This window comes from Hyphococcus sp. (assembly GCF_041986965.1).
Taxonomy (GTDB): Bacteria; Pseudomonadota; Alphaproteobacteria; order Caulobacterales; family Parvularculaceae; genus Hyphococcus.
Map to the genome: position 1 here is coordinate 290897 of NZ_JBHIXB010000001.1, position 14964 is coordinate 305860.

Annotated in this window: 17 protein-coding genes; 9 read left to right on the forward strand and 8 right to left on the reverse strand. The window is 60.2% G+C overall.

Going from position 1 to position 14964, the window contains the following annotated elements; genetic code table 11:
* Positions 1-2: 2 nt before the first annotated feature.
* The 3 genes from ACFC5L_RS01365 to ACFC5L_RS01375 form a co-directional block, all read right to left on the reverse strand.
* Positions 3-1487, reverse strand: a complete 1485-nt coding sequence (locus ACFC5L_RS01365; RefSeq protein ID WP_375202078.1) for a DUF2793 domain-containing protein — start codon at positions 1485-1487, stop codon at positions 3-5.
* A 179-nt stretch (positions 1488-1666) separates the two neighbouring features.
* Positions 1667-2668: a hypothetical protein gene (locus ACFC5L_RS01370; RefSeq protein ID WP_375202077.1), complete on the reverse strand. Its 1002-nt coding sequence runs from the start codon at positions 2666-2668 to the stop codon at positions 1667-1669.
* Positions 2623-2868, reverse strand: coding sequence for a DUF6471 domain-containing protein (locus tag ACFC5L_RS01375; protein WP_375202076.1), 246 nt, complete (start codon positions 2866-2868; stop codon positions 2623-2625). The genes ACFC5L_RS01370 and ACFC5L_RS01375 overlap by 46 nt, the downstream gene beginning before the upstream one ends.
* Positions 2869-2969: 101 nt before the next feature.
* Between ACFC5L_RS01375 and ACFC5L_RS01380 the strand changes: the two genes are divergently transcribed.
* Positions 2970-3932 (forward strand): IS1595 family transposase, encoded by a 963-nt coding sequence (locus tag ACFC5L_RS01380; protein ID WP_375202075.1) that lies wholly within the window; start codon positions 2970-2972, stop codon positions 3930-3932.
* Here the strand turns inward: ACFC5L_RS01380 and ACFC5L_RS01385 are convergent.
* Entirely contained in the window at positions 3889-4290 is a 402-nt protein-coding gene (locus tag ACFC5L_RS01385; protein ID WP_375202074.1) for a hypothetical protein, read from the reverse strand. The two genes, ACFC5L_RS01380 and ACFC5L_RS01385, sit on opposite strands and share 44 nt — an antisense overlap.
* Before the next feature lie 85 nt (positions 4291-4375).
* Between ACFC5L_RS01385 and ACFC5L_RS01390 the strand changes: the two genes are divergently transcribed.
* The 4 genes from ACFC5L_RS01390 (at position 4376) to ACFC5L_RS01405 (ending at position 8604) form a co-directional block, all read left to right on the forward strand.
* On the forward strand, positions 4376-5341 hold the full coding sequence (locus ACFC5L_RS01390; RefSeq protein WP_375202358.1) for a mechanosensitive ion channel family protein: 966 nt from the start codon (positions 4376-4378) through the stop codon (positions 5339-5341).
* A gap of 237 nt (positions 5342-5578) precedes the next feature.
* The gene (locus tag ACFC5L_RS01395; RefSeq protein ID WP_375202073.1) at positions 5579-6520 is read left to right on the forward strand and encodes a hypothetical protein; all 942 of its coding nucleotides are present in this window, start codon (positions 5579-5581) and stop codon (positions 6518-6520) included.
* Positions 6521-6584: 64 nt separating this feature from the next.
* Positions 6585-8198, forward strand: a complete 1614-nt coding sequence (locus tag ACFC5L_RS01400; protein ID WP_375202072.1) for a ShlB/FhaC/HecB family hemolysin secretion/activation protein — start codon at positions 6585-6587, stop codon at positions 8196-8198.
* A 142-nt stretch (positions 8199-8340) separates the two neighbouring features.
* A complete protein-coding gene (locus tag ACFC5L_RS01405; RefSeq protein ID WP_375202071.1) occupies positions 8341-8604 on the forward strand; it encodes a DUF6460 domain-containing protein in 264 nt (87 codons plus the stop codon).
* A gap of 62 nt (positions 8605-8666) precedes the next feature.
* Here the strand turns inward: ACFC5L_RS01405 and ACFC5L_RS01410 are convergent, their stop codons facing one another.
* Together ACFC5L_RS01410 and ACFC5L_RS01415 are read right to left on the reverse strand one after the other, a co-directional pair.
* Positions 8667-8984 carry a winged helix-turn-helix domain-containing protein gene (locus ACFC5L_RS01410; protein ID WP_375202070.1) on the reverse strand — a complete coding sequence of 106 codons (318 nt, stop codon included), beginning with the start codon at positions 8982-8984 and terminating at the stop codon, positions 8667-8669.
* 3 nt (positions 8985-8987) lie between these two features.
* Positions 8988-9656, reverse strand: coding sequence for a hypothetical protein (locus ACFC5L_RS01415; protein ID WP_375202069.1), 669 nt, complete (start codon positions 9654-9656; stop codon positions 8988-8990).
* Positions 9657-9819: 163 nt separating this feature from the next.
* On the opposite strand from ACFC5L_RS01415, the gene ACFC5L_RS01420 reads away from it, so the two are divergent.
* Together ACFC5L_RS01420 and ACFC5L_RS01425 are read left to right on the forward strand one after the other, a co-directional pair.
* Complete coding sequence (locus ACFC5L_RS01420) at positions 9820-10521, forward strand: hypothetical protein (protein ID WP_375202068.1); 702 nt, start codon at positions 9820-9822, stop codon at positions 10519-10521.
* Positions 10518-11435, forward strand: coding sequence for an aldo/keto reductase (locus ACFC5L_RS01425; protein WP_375202067.1), 918 nt, complete (start codon positions 10518-10520; stop codon positions 11433-11435). The genes ACFC5L_RS01420 and ACFC5L_RS01425 overlap by 4 nt, the downstream gene beginning before the upstream one ends.
* Here ACFC5L_RS01425 and ACFC5L_RS01430 read toward each other — a convergent pair.
* Positions 11432-11860 carry a hypothetical protein gene (locus ACFC5L_RS01430; protein WP_375202066.1) on the reverse strand — a complete coding sequence of 143 codons (429 nt, stop codon included), beginning with the start codon at positions 11858-11860 and terminating at the stop codon, positions 11432-11434. The two genes, ACFC5L_RS01425 and ACFC5L_RS01430, sit on opposite strands and share 4 nt — an antisense overlap.
* Before the next feature lie 63 nt (positions 11861-11923).
* Here ACFC5L_RS01430 and ACFC5L_RS01435 point away from each other — a divergent pair, with 63 nt between their 5' ends.
* Complete coding sequence (locus ACFC5L_RS01435; RefSeq protein ID WP_375202065.1) at positions 11924-13015, forward strand: RluA family pseudouridine synthase; 1092 nt, start codon at positions 11924-11926, stop codon at positions 13013-13015.
* Positions 13016-13040: 25 nt separating this feature from the next.
* A complete protein-coding gene (locus ACFC5L_RS01440) occupies positions 13041-14300 on the forward strand; it encodes a L,D-transpeptidase family protein (protein WP_375202064.1) in 1260 nt (419 codons plus the stop codon).
* A gap of 3 nt (positions 14301-14303) precedes the next feature.
* Here ACFC5L_RS01440 and ACFC5L_RS01445 read toward each other — a convergent pair whose 3' ends face one another.
* Entirely contained in the window at positions 14304-14885 is a 582-nt protein-coding gene (locus tag ACFC5L_RS01445; RefSeq protein ID WP_375202063.1) for a murein L,D-transpeptidase catalytic domain family protein, read from the reverse strand.
* Between the last annotated feature and the right edge of the window lie 79 nt (positions 14886-14964).

The following is a 14964-nucleotide window of genomic DNA, read 5'->3' on the forward strand; positions in this document are numbered from 1 at the left end:
CCTCATGGCTTGCCCGGCGGCGTGAGCGCCGCGACGCGCGAGTTCAACTCCTCGATCAGCACCGCCTGAATCTCCGCCGTCTCTACAAGACGCTGGATCCATTCGCCTGTCGTCAATTGCCCGTTCACCGGATCAAAGTCCGCCTCGTTGGGCATGGCGGCGAGATGGCGCCGCTCCTTCCAGTGCCTGGCGTAGCCGTCGAGGGTCAAGGGATCATGATCCGTGCCGATGCGACTCGTGAATTTTCGCATGGGCTCGTGATTGCGGATTATTGTTTCGTCGCGCGTGATCTCGCCCGTTTCCGGATCGCGCTCGATAATGCGCCGGTCCGGAACCTTGCCGTCCCATTTCGCCGCATCCACGACGCCGTCCAGCGCCTGATCGAAAACATAACAGGATAGAATTGTATTATCGTCATAGACGCCGACTGCATTGATCGTGCCCTCGCCTTTGTCGCCGCCAGTCGGCGCGCCGACCACAAGCCCCTCATGAACAATCATGCGCACCGCGCGCGACACGGCGCCGTCGGATGTGGTGTGGACTTCAAAGCTCGTCCCGTTGGCCGCGGCGGTGAAATTCTCATGCGCCTTCATGCCCATGAAGGCGATGTTGCCGGAAAAATCGCCGCTGCTGTGATAGCCCTTGCAAAAAAAGCCGCCGATCGTGTCGCCGGCGTTCACCGCTGAGGGGCTCGCCTTCGTGCCGCGGGTTTTCTGAAAGGTGAAATTGCCGCCCCCGGCGGAGCTTGCATAATTGGTGAGCGCCAGCATCGGCTGCGTCGTGTCGTCGAGAGAAACGGAAAGCGGCGAGACGCCGGCGGCTTCAAAACTCGCCGCGCCCGTATCCTTGTCGATGACGACGGCCTCTATCCACGCCGCCCCGTCGGCGCTCACCTTCAGATGGAAATCATCATCGCCCGCAAGGCCGAACTCAGCGCGCCCCGAAGCGCCGGTCTGAAACAACAGCGTTCCCGTGTCGCCGGCCGCCGCCTTGTTGATCTTGACCTGACAATCGCCCGATCCCGGCGTCACATCGTCATGATTGAAGAGAACGGCGTCGGACTTTGCGGCCAGCCTGTTCGTCGCGTCCGCTGTGGTGTTGATCCCGAATTTCGCCGCCGTCTCGGACGAACCGCCGCCACCGCCCGAGACAACGCCCCAGGCGGCGCCGTCATAAATGACAAGCTCATCATCATCGGCGACCCACACGCGAAGCCCCTCGAAAGGCGCGATCCGCGCCCAGGCGCCGTCCTGAAAGGCGGCAAGATCGCCTTCGTCATAGGCGCTCCATGCCGCGCCCGAAGCGCCGGAGGGAATGACATAGGCGTCCCCTTCCACCGGCGACGCGGGCTCGCTCGTCTCCGTCCGTGAACGGATGACCGCCTGCACCAGCGCGTCCAGGCGGCGGAAACTTTCATTCACCGTCACATGCTTTTGCGCCTGATTGGGCGCGACATAGGAAAGGGAAAGACGCGGCGATTGCTCCATGGGAGGGCTCCGGGACAAGGCGTGAAACACTGACCCGCCAATCCTAAGCCCGCCGGCGAAGTGGTGGATAACTATTCACCAACACTCAAAAAAACGCAGGAATTCCGGCCTTATGCAGCAAGCGCAGGAAGGCGGAATCTCGCCGGGCATCTAGCGACGCCCGGGCGGTATTTGCAGCGCTACTGGCGGCCTTCGGTCTTCTTTCTGTGGGCGGCTATCTCGGCCTGCTCGGCCTCCCATTCCACAACCGGGAATTGCTTTCGTTTGAAAACCTCAATGGGGCTGACGACAGCAATATCGCATTGCAAAGTCGAATGGTCATCGAACGATTTACTAGACACATAGACGACAAATCTTTGTCTAAGCTCATAATTGAACGCATCGACCCAATGCACCAAGAGGTCATAAGCGAATGTAGGGTAGCGGAAACCGACATTGGGATAGGCGCTTTTAAGCCGGTCCATCAGCATATTTTCTGCCATAGTGGCCGATACGGCCACCACTTTCTCGCCCGTATTCATATTTTGATGAGATCGCCAAGCATCTCTGACACGTGGGTTTTCAGGTTGTTGCGGATCGCCCCCATTGATAGGGATCATAAGGGTCGGTTTAATGCGAACTTCATAGATCGGCGTTTGACCGGAAGCGTATACTTCAAATCGGAGCCGGAAAGACCGAAAATCGGCGACGGTTTTTTCTATAGTCAGCGACAGCGGCTTGAGGGTGATATAACCTCTGGCTTGCGCCTCTCCAGTTTTACGGGTCACGTCTACCGCAGCCCAAGCGGCCGCGTTGGCTTGCTGCGTCGCCCACAGGGTCATCATGAGAGCCGCCAGACCGAGAGCCGTAAAAATCCCAATCCAGCGCGTCCAGTACGCCATAGTTTCTTGGGCAAGCAAATCTGCTTCGGTGGTGCTGGACGCGCTGTCGCCGCTTTCATCGGCATTTTCTGCGCCGGTCTCGGTACGCTCTTCTTCGGAAGCGTTGCGCTCAATGGAAAACGTAAAGCCTCCGTCCGCGCTGGAGCCTACGGTGTAGCGCTTGCCTGCGTCGTCATTTTCGCTGGCACTGTTTTCTTCCCTTGCTGAAGGTTCTGTCGGCTCGCATAGCCATGCAATCGCAACCAGCGCAGCCGCTAGTCCGAAAGCGAGAGCGAACGGCAGCCAATAGCGTTTAAGCACTGAAGTAAAAAGGCTGCACTGAACCCACCCCGACTGATCTTGTTGTTCAGGTTTCTCTCGTTTTCCTGAACCCCTATTTCAGCCAGCTTTTCAGCTAGTTGGGCGTATGTCACGCCGCGCCGCTTCAATTCACCTTTAAGGAGATTTTTCGCCAGCGTTTCGTATTCCTGGGTAGCCGGGTCGTCTTTTCTGGTTGCCATCAAGTCCGCCTATAAAAATCATCGTATTTGATGATATAGGCCCTTGAAAGTGGCTACACAAGTCATCATATTAGGTGAGTAATATCACCGGATACGATGACATGAGCCAACACTTTCTCCTTTCCGCCGCCTCCAAGACCCTGAAACTAAAGGACATTTATCAGGGCGGCGAGGATGCGGCCTACGCCAAATTCTGCGGCCTTCGCTGGCCTGAAACGGACGGGGAAGCCGTTTGCCCGCGCTGCGGGTGCTGCGACACCTATTCGATCAAGTCGCGCCGCAAGTTCGAGTGCAAGGCCTGCAAGCATCATTTCTCGGTTACGTCCGGCACGATCTTCGCCAGCCGGAAAATGGAGTTCACGGACCTTTTGGCTGCGATCTGCATTCTCGCGAATGCTGCGAAAGGTGTTTCCTCGGTCCAGCTTTCCCGTGACCTTGGCGTTCAGTACCGCACGGCGTTTGTTCTGGCGCACAAAATCCGCGAGGCCATCGCTATCGAAACGCAAGACACGGTTCTTGATGATGAATGTGAAATCGACGGCGCCTACTTTGGCGGTAGCATCCGCCCAGCCAATAACGATTTCAACCGCGTTGATCGCCGCCTGAAAGAAAACCAGACCGGCAAGCGCCGGGTTGTGATCGCCCTACGCGAGCGTAAAGGCCGGACACTGACCACAGTAACGCACCGCGAAGCGGAAGGCGTACAGTTCGCTATGGACCGCCTAGACCACTCTGCGCGCCTGAATGCAGACGAAGCCGCCCATTGGGATGCGCTGGAAATGATCTTCCCGGTAAAGCGCATTAATCACAGTGAGGCTTACAGCGCCAACGGCATCTGCACGAACCAAGTTGAAAGCTATTTCTCGCGCCTGCGCCGCATGGTCGGTGGCCAGCACCACCACGTTTCGGCGCAATACCTTCACCAGTACGCCGCCCACGCTGCTTGGCTTGATGACCATTGCCGCGAAAGCAACGGCGCACTCGCTAACCGCATCGTGCGCAACGCCATGACGGCCCCGGTCAGCCGTCAGTGGAAGGGTTATTGGCAGCGCCACGCCGCCTAATGTCTTTGCGGGCCTGCCTGACCTTTTCCGTAACCTTCTGCAAAAGGTCCGTTTCTTCGGCCCACTCCATTTCTTGAAGAATGATGGCAGCAATCCCGGCATGGCTTATGTCCGGCCCATGTTTGCGCTGTGCTGCATAGATAAAGCGCCTTAACTGACCACGACGAAACATGTTGCGGCGCTTCTTGCGCGCCGGAATAGCTTCCGGGTTGCCTTCATAGCCCATGACCTTCAACGCGCCGTCTACATGGCGAAGGTTCACAAGCAACTTGCGGCGTTGGCGCTCCAGTTCGTCAATCTCTTCAGCGATGGACGCGCGTCGCGCTTTCAGTCCGGTGATAACGTGAGTTTCTGCCATGCTCCAGCATAGGATTCACAACACTTTCAAGCGATGTTATTCTTCCTGCGTTTGCTGCATAAGGCCGAGGAATTCAACAGATGTGATGAAATTTCCGGCGCGCCGCTCAACTTATTGGGGCGCCAAAATTTGCCCCGCCGCCGGATCGCTCTATACCCCGATCATCAACAAGGAGGCGATAATGCAGGACGGCGCACAAACCACGACAGCGCAAGGCGCGGATGAAAATCTCGACATGGCGGTCACTTTTCTGGAGGGGCTCGCCGAAAAGGCCGCGAGCTACCTGCCGAGCGTCGTCGGCGCGCTCATCGTTCTTATCCTCGGCCTGTGGGTCGCAGGACGCATCAAGAAAATCGTCGCCGCGGCGATGACGCGTTCCGGCCGGGTGGACGAGACGCTGTCCGGCTTTCTGTCGAGCCTTGTTCATTACGGCCTCATCGCCCTTGTTCTCATCACCACGCTCGGGATATTCGGCGTGCCGACAACAAGTTTCGCCGCGATTATCGGCGCCGCCGGGCTCGCCATCGGCCTTGCCCTTCAGGGCACCCTTGGCCATGTGGCGTCGGGCGTGATGATGCTGGGCTTTCGCCCCTTCGATGTGGGCGATTATGTGGAGGCCGCCGGCATTGCCGGCTCCGTCAAACATATCGGCCTGTTCACGACGGAGCTGGCGACCCCCGACAACAAGAAAATCATCGTCCCCAACGGCAAGATTTTCGATGACGTCATCACGAACTATTCGGGATACGACACCCGCCGCATCGATCTGATGTTCGGCATTTCCTATGAAGACGATATCGACAAGGCGATGTCGCTGATCCAGTCGGAAGTCGAAAAGGAAAGCCGCGTCAATGGCGATCCGGCGCCTGTGTTTGAAGTCGACAGCCTCGGCGATTCTTCGGTCAACATTTTGTGCCGCGTATGGATGGATCGCGCCGATTATTTCGCCGTGAAATGGGCGCTCACAAAAGCCGTGAAACAGCGCTTTGACGCGGAAGGCGTTTCCATCCCGTTCCCCTGCCGTTCGATCTATATGGAAAAGGCCGCCTAAAGCCTATTCCGTATTGTAGAGTTTTTTTCGGCATGCGGAAACGGCGTGGCTGAAGTTCAAGCCTCTTGAGCTTTTTTTTGAAAGTTGTTCTGCATGCCGAGAAACTCTACAGAAATTCAGTGTACGGCTTGAAGTGACATTAAGGGAGAAAAGATAAGCTCCGAAACCATGGGTCAATAAGGCTTTGCACGGCGGGCGTCCTGCAGGGTCAAGAGCAAGACCAACAGGGAGCTATTAATGTCACACTCACTTTCGTTTAAACGCGCGCTGGCGCTTTCCGCCGCCTGCGCGTTTTTTGTTTCCGCCTGCAGCTCGCACGGCACAACGCGGGTTTCTTCAGTGGGCGGCGCGGGGCAAAGCGGCTCATCGGGAACGCAAGGACCGGCGGGAACGCAAGGACCGGCGGGACCGCAGGGTCCTGCAGGCGCGCAAGGCCCTGTCGGCGCGCAAGGGTCTGAAGGCCCCGCCGGCGCGGACGGCGCAGACGGCAATGTTAATCTCGGCGCAGCCGGCGCCTTGGCGACCGGCGGCCTTATCGGCCCAAACGGGCTTGCAGGAACAGGCCTTCTCGCCAATACGGGCGATCCTGAAAACAGCCCTGAATTGCTGTCGCAAGGTCTCATCATCACCGGCGAACAGGCGAGCCTCGCAGCGGGCGCTGCCTTTTACAGCGCAAGCCTTGTTGACGGGATGCTGCCCGGCGGCACGCCGATTGCCGGCACGGTGCTGGGCGTTGCTGACGCAACCGGCCAGGCTTTGGTGCAAACCGGCAATGGCGAGATCTATCTGATTGATGGCCTTGCCGCGGCGCCGGGCGATCTCATCACCGCAACGATTGGCGGCGCCACAGCGATCGGCGGCGGCGAAGACTCCCTGCTTGGCGTCAGCCTTCTTTCCGGCGACCAGCAGGAAGGCAGCCTCGTCACGCTCGGCCTCGGCTCCAATGGCGAGCTTGTCACTCTCGACACGGCGGTGACCGGCGATGTGGTCGGCGGCGTCGAAGGCGGTGTCGGCGGCGCTGTTGGCGGCGTGACGGAAGTGCTGCCGGTCAGCGGCGACGGCGATCTTGGCGGCGTGACCGGCACGCTCGGCGGCGCGCTCGATGATCCGACAGGAACGCTTGAAGACACCGTTGAGGATGGCGGCGGTCTTCTCGGCGGATTGCTCGGCAACAACTAGCGCCATCGCATCGAAGGAGCGGTAAAGCCGCCGCCCTTTCTTCCTTCACTGTCCCGGGACTTTTATGTCTTATCTCGTCCTCCGCTTACGGATGATGGTGCGCGCCTGCGCGCTCCTTCTGCCGCTCTTCCTCTTCGCTTCGCTGCTCTCCCCGGCGGCCGGCGCTGAGGAAGAGCGCTTGCAGCCCGGAGAGGTGGACGCGCCCGACAATATTGCGCGCAGCGATGTGCGGGAAATCGAGCCTTTTCTTCTTCGCGGCGTCAGCTTTGAAGGGACCGATGTTCCCCAGGCCGTCGCCGACGCCGCCCGGCCCTTCATTGGCGGCATGGCGACAAATGATGTCCTCACCCACATGACCGCCGCCATGAGCAAGGCCTATGAGGACGCGGGCATCGCCTTTTTCACAGTCGTCATTCCGGATCAGTCCTTCGACAATGGCGTTGTGCGCGTCCTCGCCGCAGAGGGCCGCGTCGCCAATGTCCGCCTATCGGGCGAAACCGAAGGCCGCAATCACTACATGGTCACGGCCTATGCGGAGCGGTTGAAGCGCGACACGCCGACAAGGCGCGCAACGCTGGAGCGCGCGGTTTCGCTCAGTCGCGACATTCCCGGCCTCAAGATCGAACCGGTCATGCGCTATGGCGCCGAACCGGGCACGGTCGATATCGACATGAAACTCGACTACCAGAAGCCGACCCTGACCGTTGGCTTTTCCAACCGCACCACGCGGCTGGTGCGCGACGGACAGGTTTCCGCTTTGGGCAAAGCCTATCGCTTGCTGCGCGACGGCGACCTCACCACCATGCGCTTCGCCGCTTCGGTGAATTTCAAGGATTCACTTCAGGCCGGCCTCTCCCACTCGACACCCATCGGCAGCTCGGGGCTGCGCGCAGAGGCGAGCGCAACCATCGTCCGCTCGCGCCCCGCGACAACGGTGATTGAAGGCGACGCCCAGCTTTACAGCCTCGCCCTCATCATGCCCGTCATTCGCTCTTACAAGCGCAATCTCGTCACGCGCGCGTCTCTTGACGTCGTGAACAGCGACAACGCCGCCTTTGGATCGCTTATCGCAACAGAAAGAACGCGCGCTGCACGCATCATCGCAAGCTATAGCGACCGCCATGAACGCAGCGATGTGCGCCTCAAGGGCGAAGTCGCGCAAGGTTTCGACGCGCTGGGCGCCGAAGTGTCGCCGCTCATCGGCGAGGAGCAATACACGAAAGCCGAAATTGAAGCCGGCCTGACGCGCCGCCTCGGCGACCGCGGCTTTTTACGTCTTTCCGGCGCCGCGCAATGGACCGACGATCTCCTGCCCGCCAATGAACGCTTCTCCATCGGCGGGGCGCCATGGGGCCGCGCTTTTGAAACGGCGCTCCTCAACGCCGATCGCGGGGTTGGCGTTTCCATCGAAAACGCCTGGCGGCCCATCAGCGGCGGCGATTTTTCCAAAAGCGAGATTTACATTTTCGCTGATTACGCCACGGGCGATGTCTTCTCGCGTTTCACCGACGCCTCCGCCACTTTCGATCTCGGCTCTTTCGGGGCGGGGCTGCGGGCCGCTTATGAAGACAAGGGCGTTTTAGAGCTGGAACTCGCCCGCCCCCTCGACCAGCCGGTCCCCGGTTTCGATCAGGACTGGCGGTTTTCCGTGGGCTGGCGCTTTGAATGGCGGCCATAACCGCCTCGCCCGATTGAATGCGCGGCCATTCGCGCCTAAATTCATCGCCTGTCGAACGTAACAGCGGAAAACAGCGATGAGCGAACCTTCCATCAGAGACCGGCTAACGGGCGGCGGCCCAGGCCGCGAAGGCGGCCAATCCATGATTAGCGCGCATTCGCGCGCGGGGCGTACGGCCATTAAACTCATCATCGCCTCGATCATTGTCGGCGCTGTCTTTTCGATTTTAGGGATCGGTGTTGCTGAATTCTGGCGCGGGATCTTTCACAATGTGAAAGATTTCATCGGCATGCTCGGCGAGAATCTGGGCGAGGTCGTCACAACGCTCCTCACCTATCTCGTTATCGGCGCCGGAATCGTTATTCCGATATGGCTGATTTCACGGCTGTTGTCGTCGCGGAAATAGCAGGCTTTGTTGGTCGCGCCGGCATCGCGAAAAACCGGCGGCCACTTTTTCGCCCGGCGCTCCTACTCCGCCGCTTTCGGACGCAGCAAATCCTCCATGCGCGCGATATAGGCGATCCATGCTTCGCGCCCCTTTTTGGTGAGGCTCACCGTCGTTTGCGGGCGCCGTCCGCGAAGGCCTTTTTCAACGGCGACATATCCTGCTTCTTCAAGCTTCTTGAGGTGGACGGAAAGATTGCCGTCAGTGCCGCCGACGCGTGCTTTCAATTCATTGAAGTCGGCCGCGCCGGCGCCGGACAGAAACGCCATCACGGCAAGGCGCACCCTTCCGTGAATGATGTCGTCGATCTCGCGATAATCGTAACCGGCGTCGCCGCTCATGATCTAGATTATGTCTTTCGGTTCCTGACGCATCAATATCAGCCCCGGCAGCGCCGCACAGAAAAAGCATCCCGCCGCGCCGAGAAGAAATTGATAATTACTCGTCATAAGGAATAGCGCCGCCACCGCAAAGCCCCAGGAAAGAAGCGCGAAGCCTTTCAGCCAGTTTAGCCGCGCCGCCGTCGCCGTTGCATAAAACGCGACGCCGTAAACGCCGAAAGCCACCGGAAACATCAGATAGAAAAGGAAATGGCTTGGCACCCCGAACTCTGTGAAATCGTCATGGACGATCATCAGGCCCAACCAGAACACGGTCATGAAAAGCCCCACCGCAAGCCAGACGGCGCGCGCCGTGCGGTTGCCCATGGTGAAGGCGCCGGGCTTTGCGCCGAGGCGCATGCCCATGAACATCGACGCCGCCCAGCCAATCAATCCGGCGACGGCCCAGGGCGCCAGAACCGGCACGCCGCCAATCGGCGCGACCCCGGTTAAAATCAAAAAAGCGAACAGCGACGCAGCGCTCATCAGCCCGCCCCAGATGAAATAGAAAACGCCGCCCACAAGCGGCGCATCACGGCCCTCTTCGGCGAGGCTGCGCACATAGGCGAGATCGCTCGCAAGGGCGGCCTCGCGCCTGCCGCCTTCGAGATAGTCCTTATCGCTGGCGCTCATGGCGCTCTCCATCCTGTTTTGCACATTCACTTTAAAAAATAAAGTATATTGCCGAATATTCAAGGCAGGCCGCGAAAAATCGACCATGCGCGCATCACATGCGGCGAGGCGAATTGACCGGCGCTCCTTCGCGTTTTCTGATTCAGCCAACCGGAGGACGCCCATGCGCATTGCTCTCGCCGCTTTCATGCTTTCTCTCACCCTCCTGTCATCGGCGGGCGCGCAGGACCTGAAAGGCGATGAGGCCGCCGTCGCGTTAGTGCAGAAAATGCTCGACCGTCTTGGCGGCGCCGAAATCTGGTCTGAATCGCAAATGCTTTACCTTGAATATAGCGGCTGGCGGTCCGACCCGGCGCAGCCTGTGGATGAACGCGCCTGGCGCTCCCTCGCTGCGCCCGATCAGAAAGTCGTGTTCGAGGGCGCGCGATCAGATGTCACGTTCAACATGACCGAAGACGCGTCATGGCTTGAATTCTCCGAACGCGAGCCCCGCATTTTCACCGAAGAAGAACACGCCGAAAATCTCGATTTCTGGAATTACGATTTTTACACAGTGATCCACAATCTCGCGCGCGGCGACAACCGCATCACGCTGACGCTTGTAGAGCCGCAGACCGTTCGCCTCAAAGGCCCGCGTGGCGCGGATTGGGGCTGGTTCGAAATCGACGCGACCGGTCAGCCCGTTCGCTGGGGCGCGCCGTCGGGCGATGAGGACCTTGAATATGTTTATGGTCCGGTGCGCGCTTACGGCAATATCAACTTCCCCGCATGGGGCGCCGCGACGAACGGGTTCTGGCGTTTCGAATATACTGTTGTCGACCTCAGCCGGGACGCGTTTCCGCTGAACCTGACGCCGCCCGAATGAGCGCGTCAAAGCAAAACCGCCGCACCTTTCTCACCGGCGCCGCAGCAACATTGGCGGCGCCGTCCTTCAGCGCGGCGCAAAGCGCACAACATTTCCACAAGACCATTTCGCCGACCGGCGCGACAATCCCCGCTGTGGGCATGGGCTCCTGGCTCACCTTCGATGTCGGCGGAAATGCGCAATTGCGCGCGGCGCGCACGGATGTGTTGCGCGAATTTTTCCGTCTCGGCGGCGCAGTGATCGATTCCTCGCCGATGTATGGGACTTCTCAAGCCGTGATCGGGCATGCGCTGGAGACCCTCGGGCGGCCACAGCAAACCTTCGCCGCCGACAAGGTATGGATCGGCGATGGCGGCCAGGGACCGGTGCAGATCGAACAAAGCCGGCGGCGCTGGGGCCTCGAGCGCTTCACGCTGTTACAGGTGCACAATCTTGTCGCCTGGCGCGCGCATCTTGAAACGCTGTTCGCCATGAAAGCCGAAGGGCGCCTGACTTATGTTGGCGTCACCAGCTATTCCGGCCTTCACTATGACGAGATGGAGCGCATCCTTCGCGATCATCCGCTCGATTTTATTCAGCTTACCTACAATATGGCCGACCGGCGCGCCGAAGCGCGGCTGTTGCCGCTGGCGCAGGAAAAGGGCGTCGCCGTCATCGCCAACCGTCCCTTTGGCGAAGGCGCGGTGATCAACGCCGCCAAGCGCCATCCCCTGCCCGGCATTGCCGCCGAAATCGGCGCTGAAAACTGGGCGCAGTTTTTGTTGAAGTTTATCATTTCTCACCCGGCGCTGACGGTCGCGATCCCGGCGACGCGGCGCGTCGATCACATGCGGGAGAATATGGGTGCGCTGACGGGCCCACAGCCCGACGCAGACTTGCGCAAGCGCATGAGCGCAGCGTTCGACGCGCTTTAGTCGCGCGTCACCGGAATCCGCGCGATCTCTTCGCCCTTCACAATGTCATAAACAATGACAACGGCGCCGTCGGGCCCGTCGACGCGCACCGCGAGCCGGTCGCCGTCTAGGGCGATCGCCCCGGCGGATTGTCCTTCGCCAAGCGCTATGGGCGCGCCGCCAGCAGATGACGCCGTCGCTGGCGCGGTCCCTTCAATCGCCGCCGGCGCGGCAGCCGCCGTCTCTTCTTTTTTCGGCTTGCCGAAAATCGCGATAATCGCCGCCACAGCGACCAGAAACACCGCCGGCATCGTCAAGATAATGAGCCAGAGATTGCGCGTGCCGATGGACTGAGCGATGCCCCCAATTCCCGTGTTGGGCCCCGTATTGGGCCCGGCCGCCGGTGAGGCCGGCGCTTGCGTTGTGTCGTTATCGGTCTCGCTCATGAGAGATTGTCACTCCTTAAAGGCTGGCGATGAGGACGATTGCCCGCTACACCGCCCCCTTCTATGACCGCAGATGACCAAACCCTCAAGTCGGAAGGCGCGCCGGATGAAACAGGCGCCTATACCCTTGCCGTCGATGCCGAGGCCGCCGGCGCGCGCCTCGACAAATGGCTTGCGGAGAAAATCACCGGGATCACGCGCACGCGCCTGAAAACCCTGATCGAAGGCGGGGCCCTGACGCGCGGCGGCGAGGTGTTCACCACTCCGTCATGGAAATTGCGCGAGGGCGAGGAGTATCGGCTCACGCCGCCGCCGCTTGAAGATCCGGCGCCGAAACCTGAAGCGATCCCCCTCGACGTAGTTTACGAAGATGACGACCTCATCGTCGTCAATAAACCGGCGGGGCTTGTCGTGCACCCGGCTCCCGGCGCCTGGTCCGGCACGCTCGTGAACGCGCTCCTGCACCATTGCGGCGACAGCCTTTCCGGCATTGGGGGCGCCCGCCGCCCTGGCATCGTTCACCGTATCGACAAGGATACGTCCGGCCTGCTCGTTGTCGCCAAGCATGACGCCGCCCATCAGGGATTGTCCGCTGCTTTTTCAACCCACGATATCGAGCGCGTTTATGAAGCGATCGCTGTCGGCGCGCCGCGTCCGGGCGTCGGAACCATCGACGCGCCGCTGGGCCGCAATGTCCGTGACCGGACGAAAATGGCTGTCGTCGATGAATGGGAATATGACGAGGAAGAAGACGCGCATGTGCCGAAACGCGGCGCGCGCCTTGCCGTCACTCATTACAAGGTCATTGAGGCGTTCGGACGGACCCGCGCGAAATTGAAAGGCGACGCCCTCGCCTCGCTGATCGAATGCACGCTGGAAACGGGACGCACGCATCAGATCCGCGTTCACCTCGCCTCCATCAACTGTCCCCTGATCGGCGATCAGGTCTATGGACGCGGGCCCGGCCTTTCCGGCCTCAAACCCGGCGAGCCGGCGGCGGACCACGCGATTGAGACCATCCGCAATTTCCGCCGCCAGGCGCTCCACGCTAGGGTGCTCGGCTTTACGCACCCCGTCACCGGCGAGGCGATGCGGTTTGAGCGGGAAGCGCCGGAAGACTTTCAGGCGTTGTTGACGGCGCTCAGGGCGTTATAAGAAACGCGTCAGTCGTGGGGCCGTTTTGAAAATATTCGCTGTCATTCTTACTGCTTATACAGCCTGCGCATTGCTCGCCGCCTGCTCGCTTGCATCTGTTGGCGAGCCGCGCAGCGTGCTGGCCGATGATATCAAAAAGACAGACGCAGACGCCCTGATCGCCGCCGTCAAAGAGTTGAGCGCTGACGGCGTTCCCGACAATCATTACGACATTGCGGGGCTGGAAACCGTTATCGCAGCCGGCGAGACCGGTCTGATCCGCGCGCGCGCCGAAACCCTGTTTGACCGGGTTGCAGCAGAGATGCGCGACGGCCTCACCTCTCGGGACGCACGCCTGAACTGGCGCATGGATGAGGCCGCGCCGGATAAGGCCGCCATGGCCGATCTCAAACAGCACGCCTTTAACGGCAACGCTTTTGCCGAGGCTTTCTCGTCGCTGGCGCCGAAACACAAGCAATACGCGTTCCTGAAAGCAGCGCTCGCCAGCCAGGCGCTGACCGCGGAGGAAGCCGCGCTTTTGCGCCTCAACATGGATCGCTGGCGCTGGATGCCGGACGACCTCGGCGGCGACTATATTCTGGTGAATGTCCCCGCCTTTGAACTGACGCTGGTGCGCGACAGAAAAGTCGTTGCGCGCCGGCGCGTGGTGACCGGATCGCCAAAACTTCCAACGCCCCAGATGCAGGCGCTCGTCACCGGCGTTATTTTCAATCCCACCTGGTTCGTGCCGCCGAGCATTGTCCGCGAGAGCGTCGGCGCCCTGATCAAAAACAATCCGGACCGCGCACAGCAACTCGGATATTATGTGGGCGATGACGGCAATGTGCGGCAGAAGCCGGGACCGGCGAATGCACTCGGTCAGATGAAGCTCGTCATGCCTAACCCTTATTCGGTGTTTCTCCATGACACGCCCGCAAAAGACGCCTTCGAGCGCGATAATCGCGCGCTCAGCCATGGCTGCATTCGCGTAGAGGGCGCGACCGGCTTTGCGCGCACTTTGCTGGGCGATGCGGTGAGCGATGACGACTTCAAAAAGATCATGTCGGGGCGCAGTCCGGTCGAAATTGAGCTCGAAAAACCGTTGCCGGTTTATGTCGGCTATTTCACGGCGGTCGCTGACGAGACCGGCCGGATTGCTTTTTATCCTGATGTTTATGGACTGGACGCGCCGCTGCTCGCGCAATTCGGCGGCGCCGGAAAAGATATTGCCGATTCCATCGGAACGCTGATCGAGGAAAGCTGCCCTGAAAGCATCAGTGAAGCATCACTGCCGGACGAACTCTGAGCGCTAGAACTTCCCGGCGTATAAAAGCCGGCCTTCACCGAGCCGCGCCACGACTTCCGTGCGATCGTCCTCGCAAAAGGCGAAGCAGCCTTCGCTACGGCCGAGCTTGCCGTATTTTTTGAGCATGTCATCGCCGACATACCAAGCGGCGTGAATGACAATGGCGCGCGCAAAGGCGTTAGAGTTATCCGGATCGAGGCCGTCAAGCCGCATGGAGCGGCCATATTTGCCCGTGTATTCAACGCCGGTGCGATAGACCCCGGCGGAGGTCGCATTCGACCCGATCTTGTTTGAAAATTTCTGGAGCCGCCCGGTGTGGCCCGGATCTGAACCGCGACCATGGGCGACAAGATAGGATGACACCTCGCCGCTCACCATGTCGACGAGATGAAAACGCGGCCGCCAGGACGGCGCGGAGAAATCAGCGAGCCCGACTCGATCATGTAGAGGAATGCGCGCCTTGTTTTGTTCCAGCGCACGCTTGGCAAGGCCGGCAAGGCGCTGTTGAAAGTCAGACTCGCCAGCGAGCGCGGCGCCCGCTCCCGTTACGGTGGAGCTTGCCAGCGCGGCAATCCCGCCTTTCATCAATAATCGGCGATCCAAGTTGAAACAGCCTCATCTTCTATTGTCTCATCTAGATTTAGGAGCGCCAGGGACCGCTTTC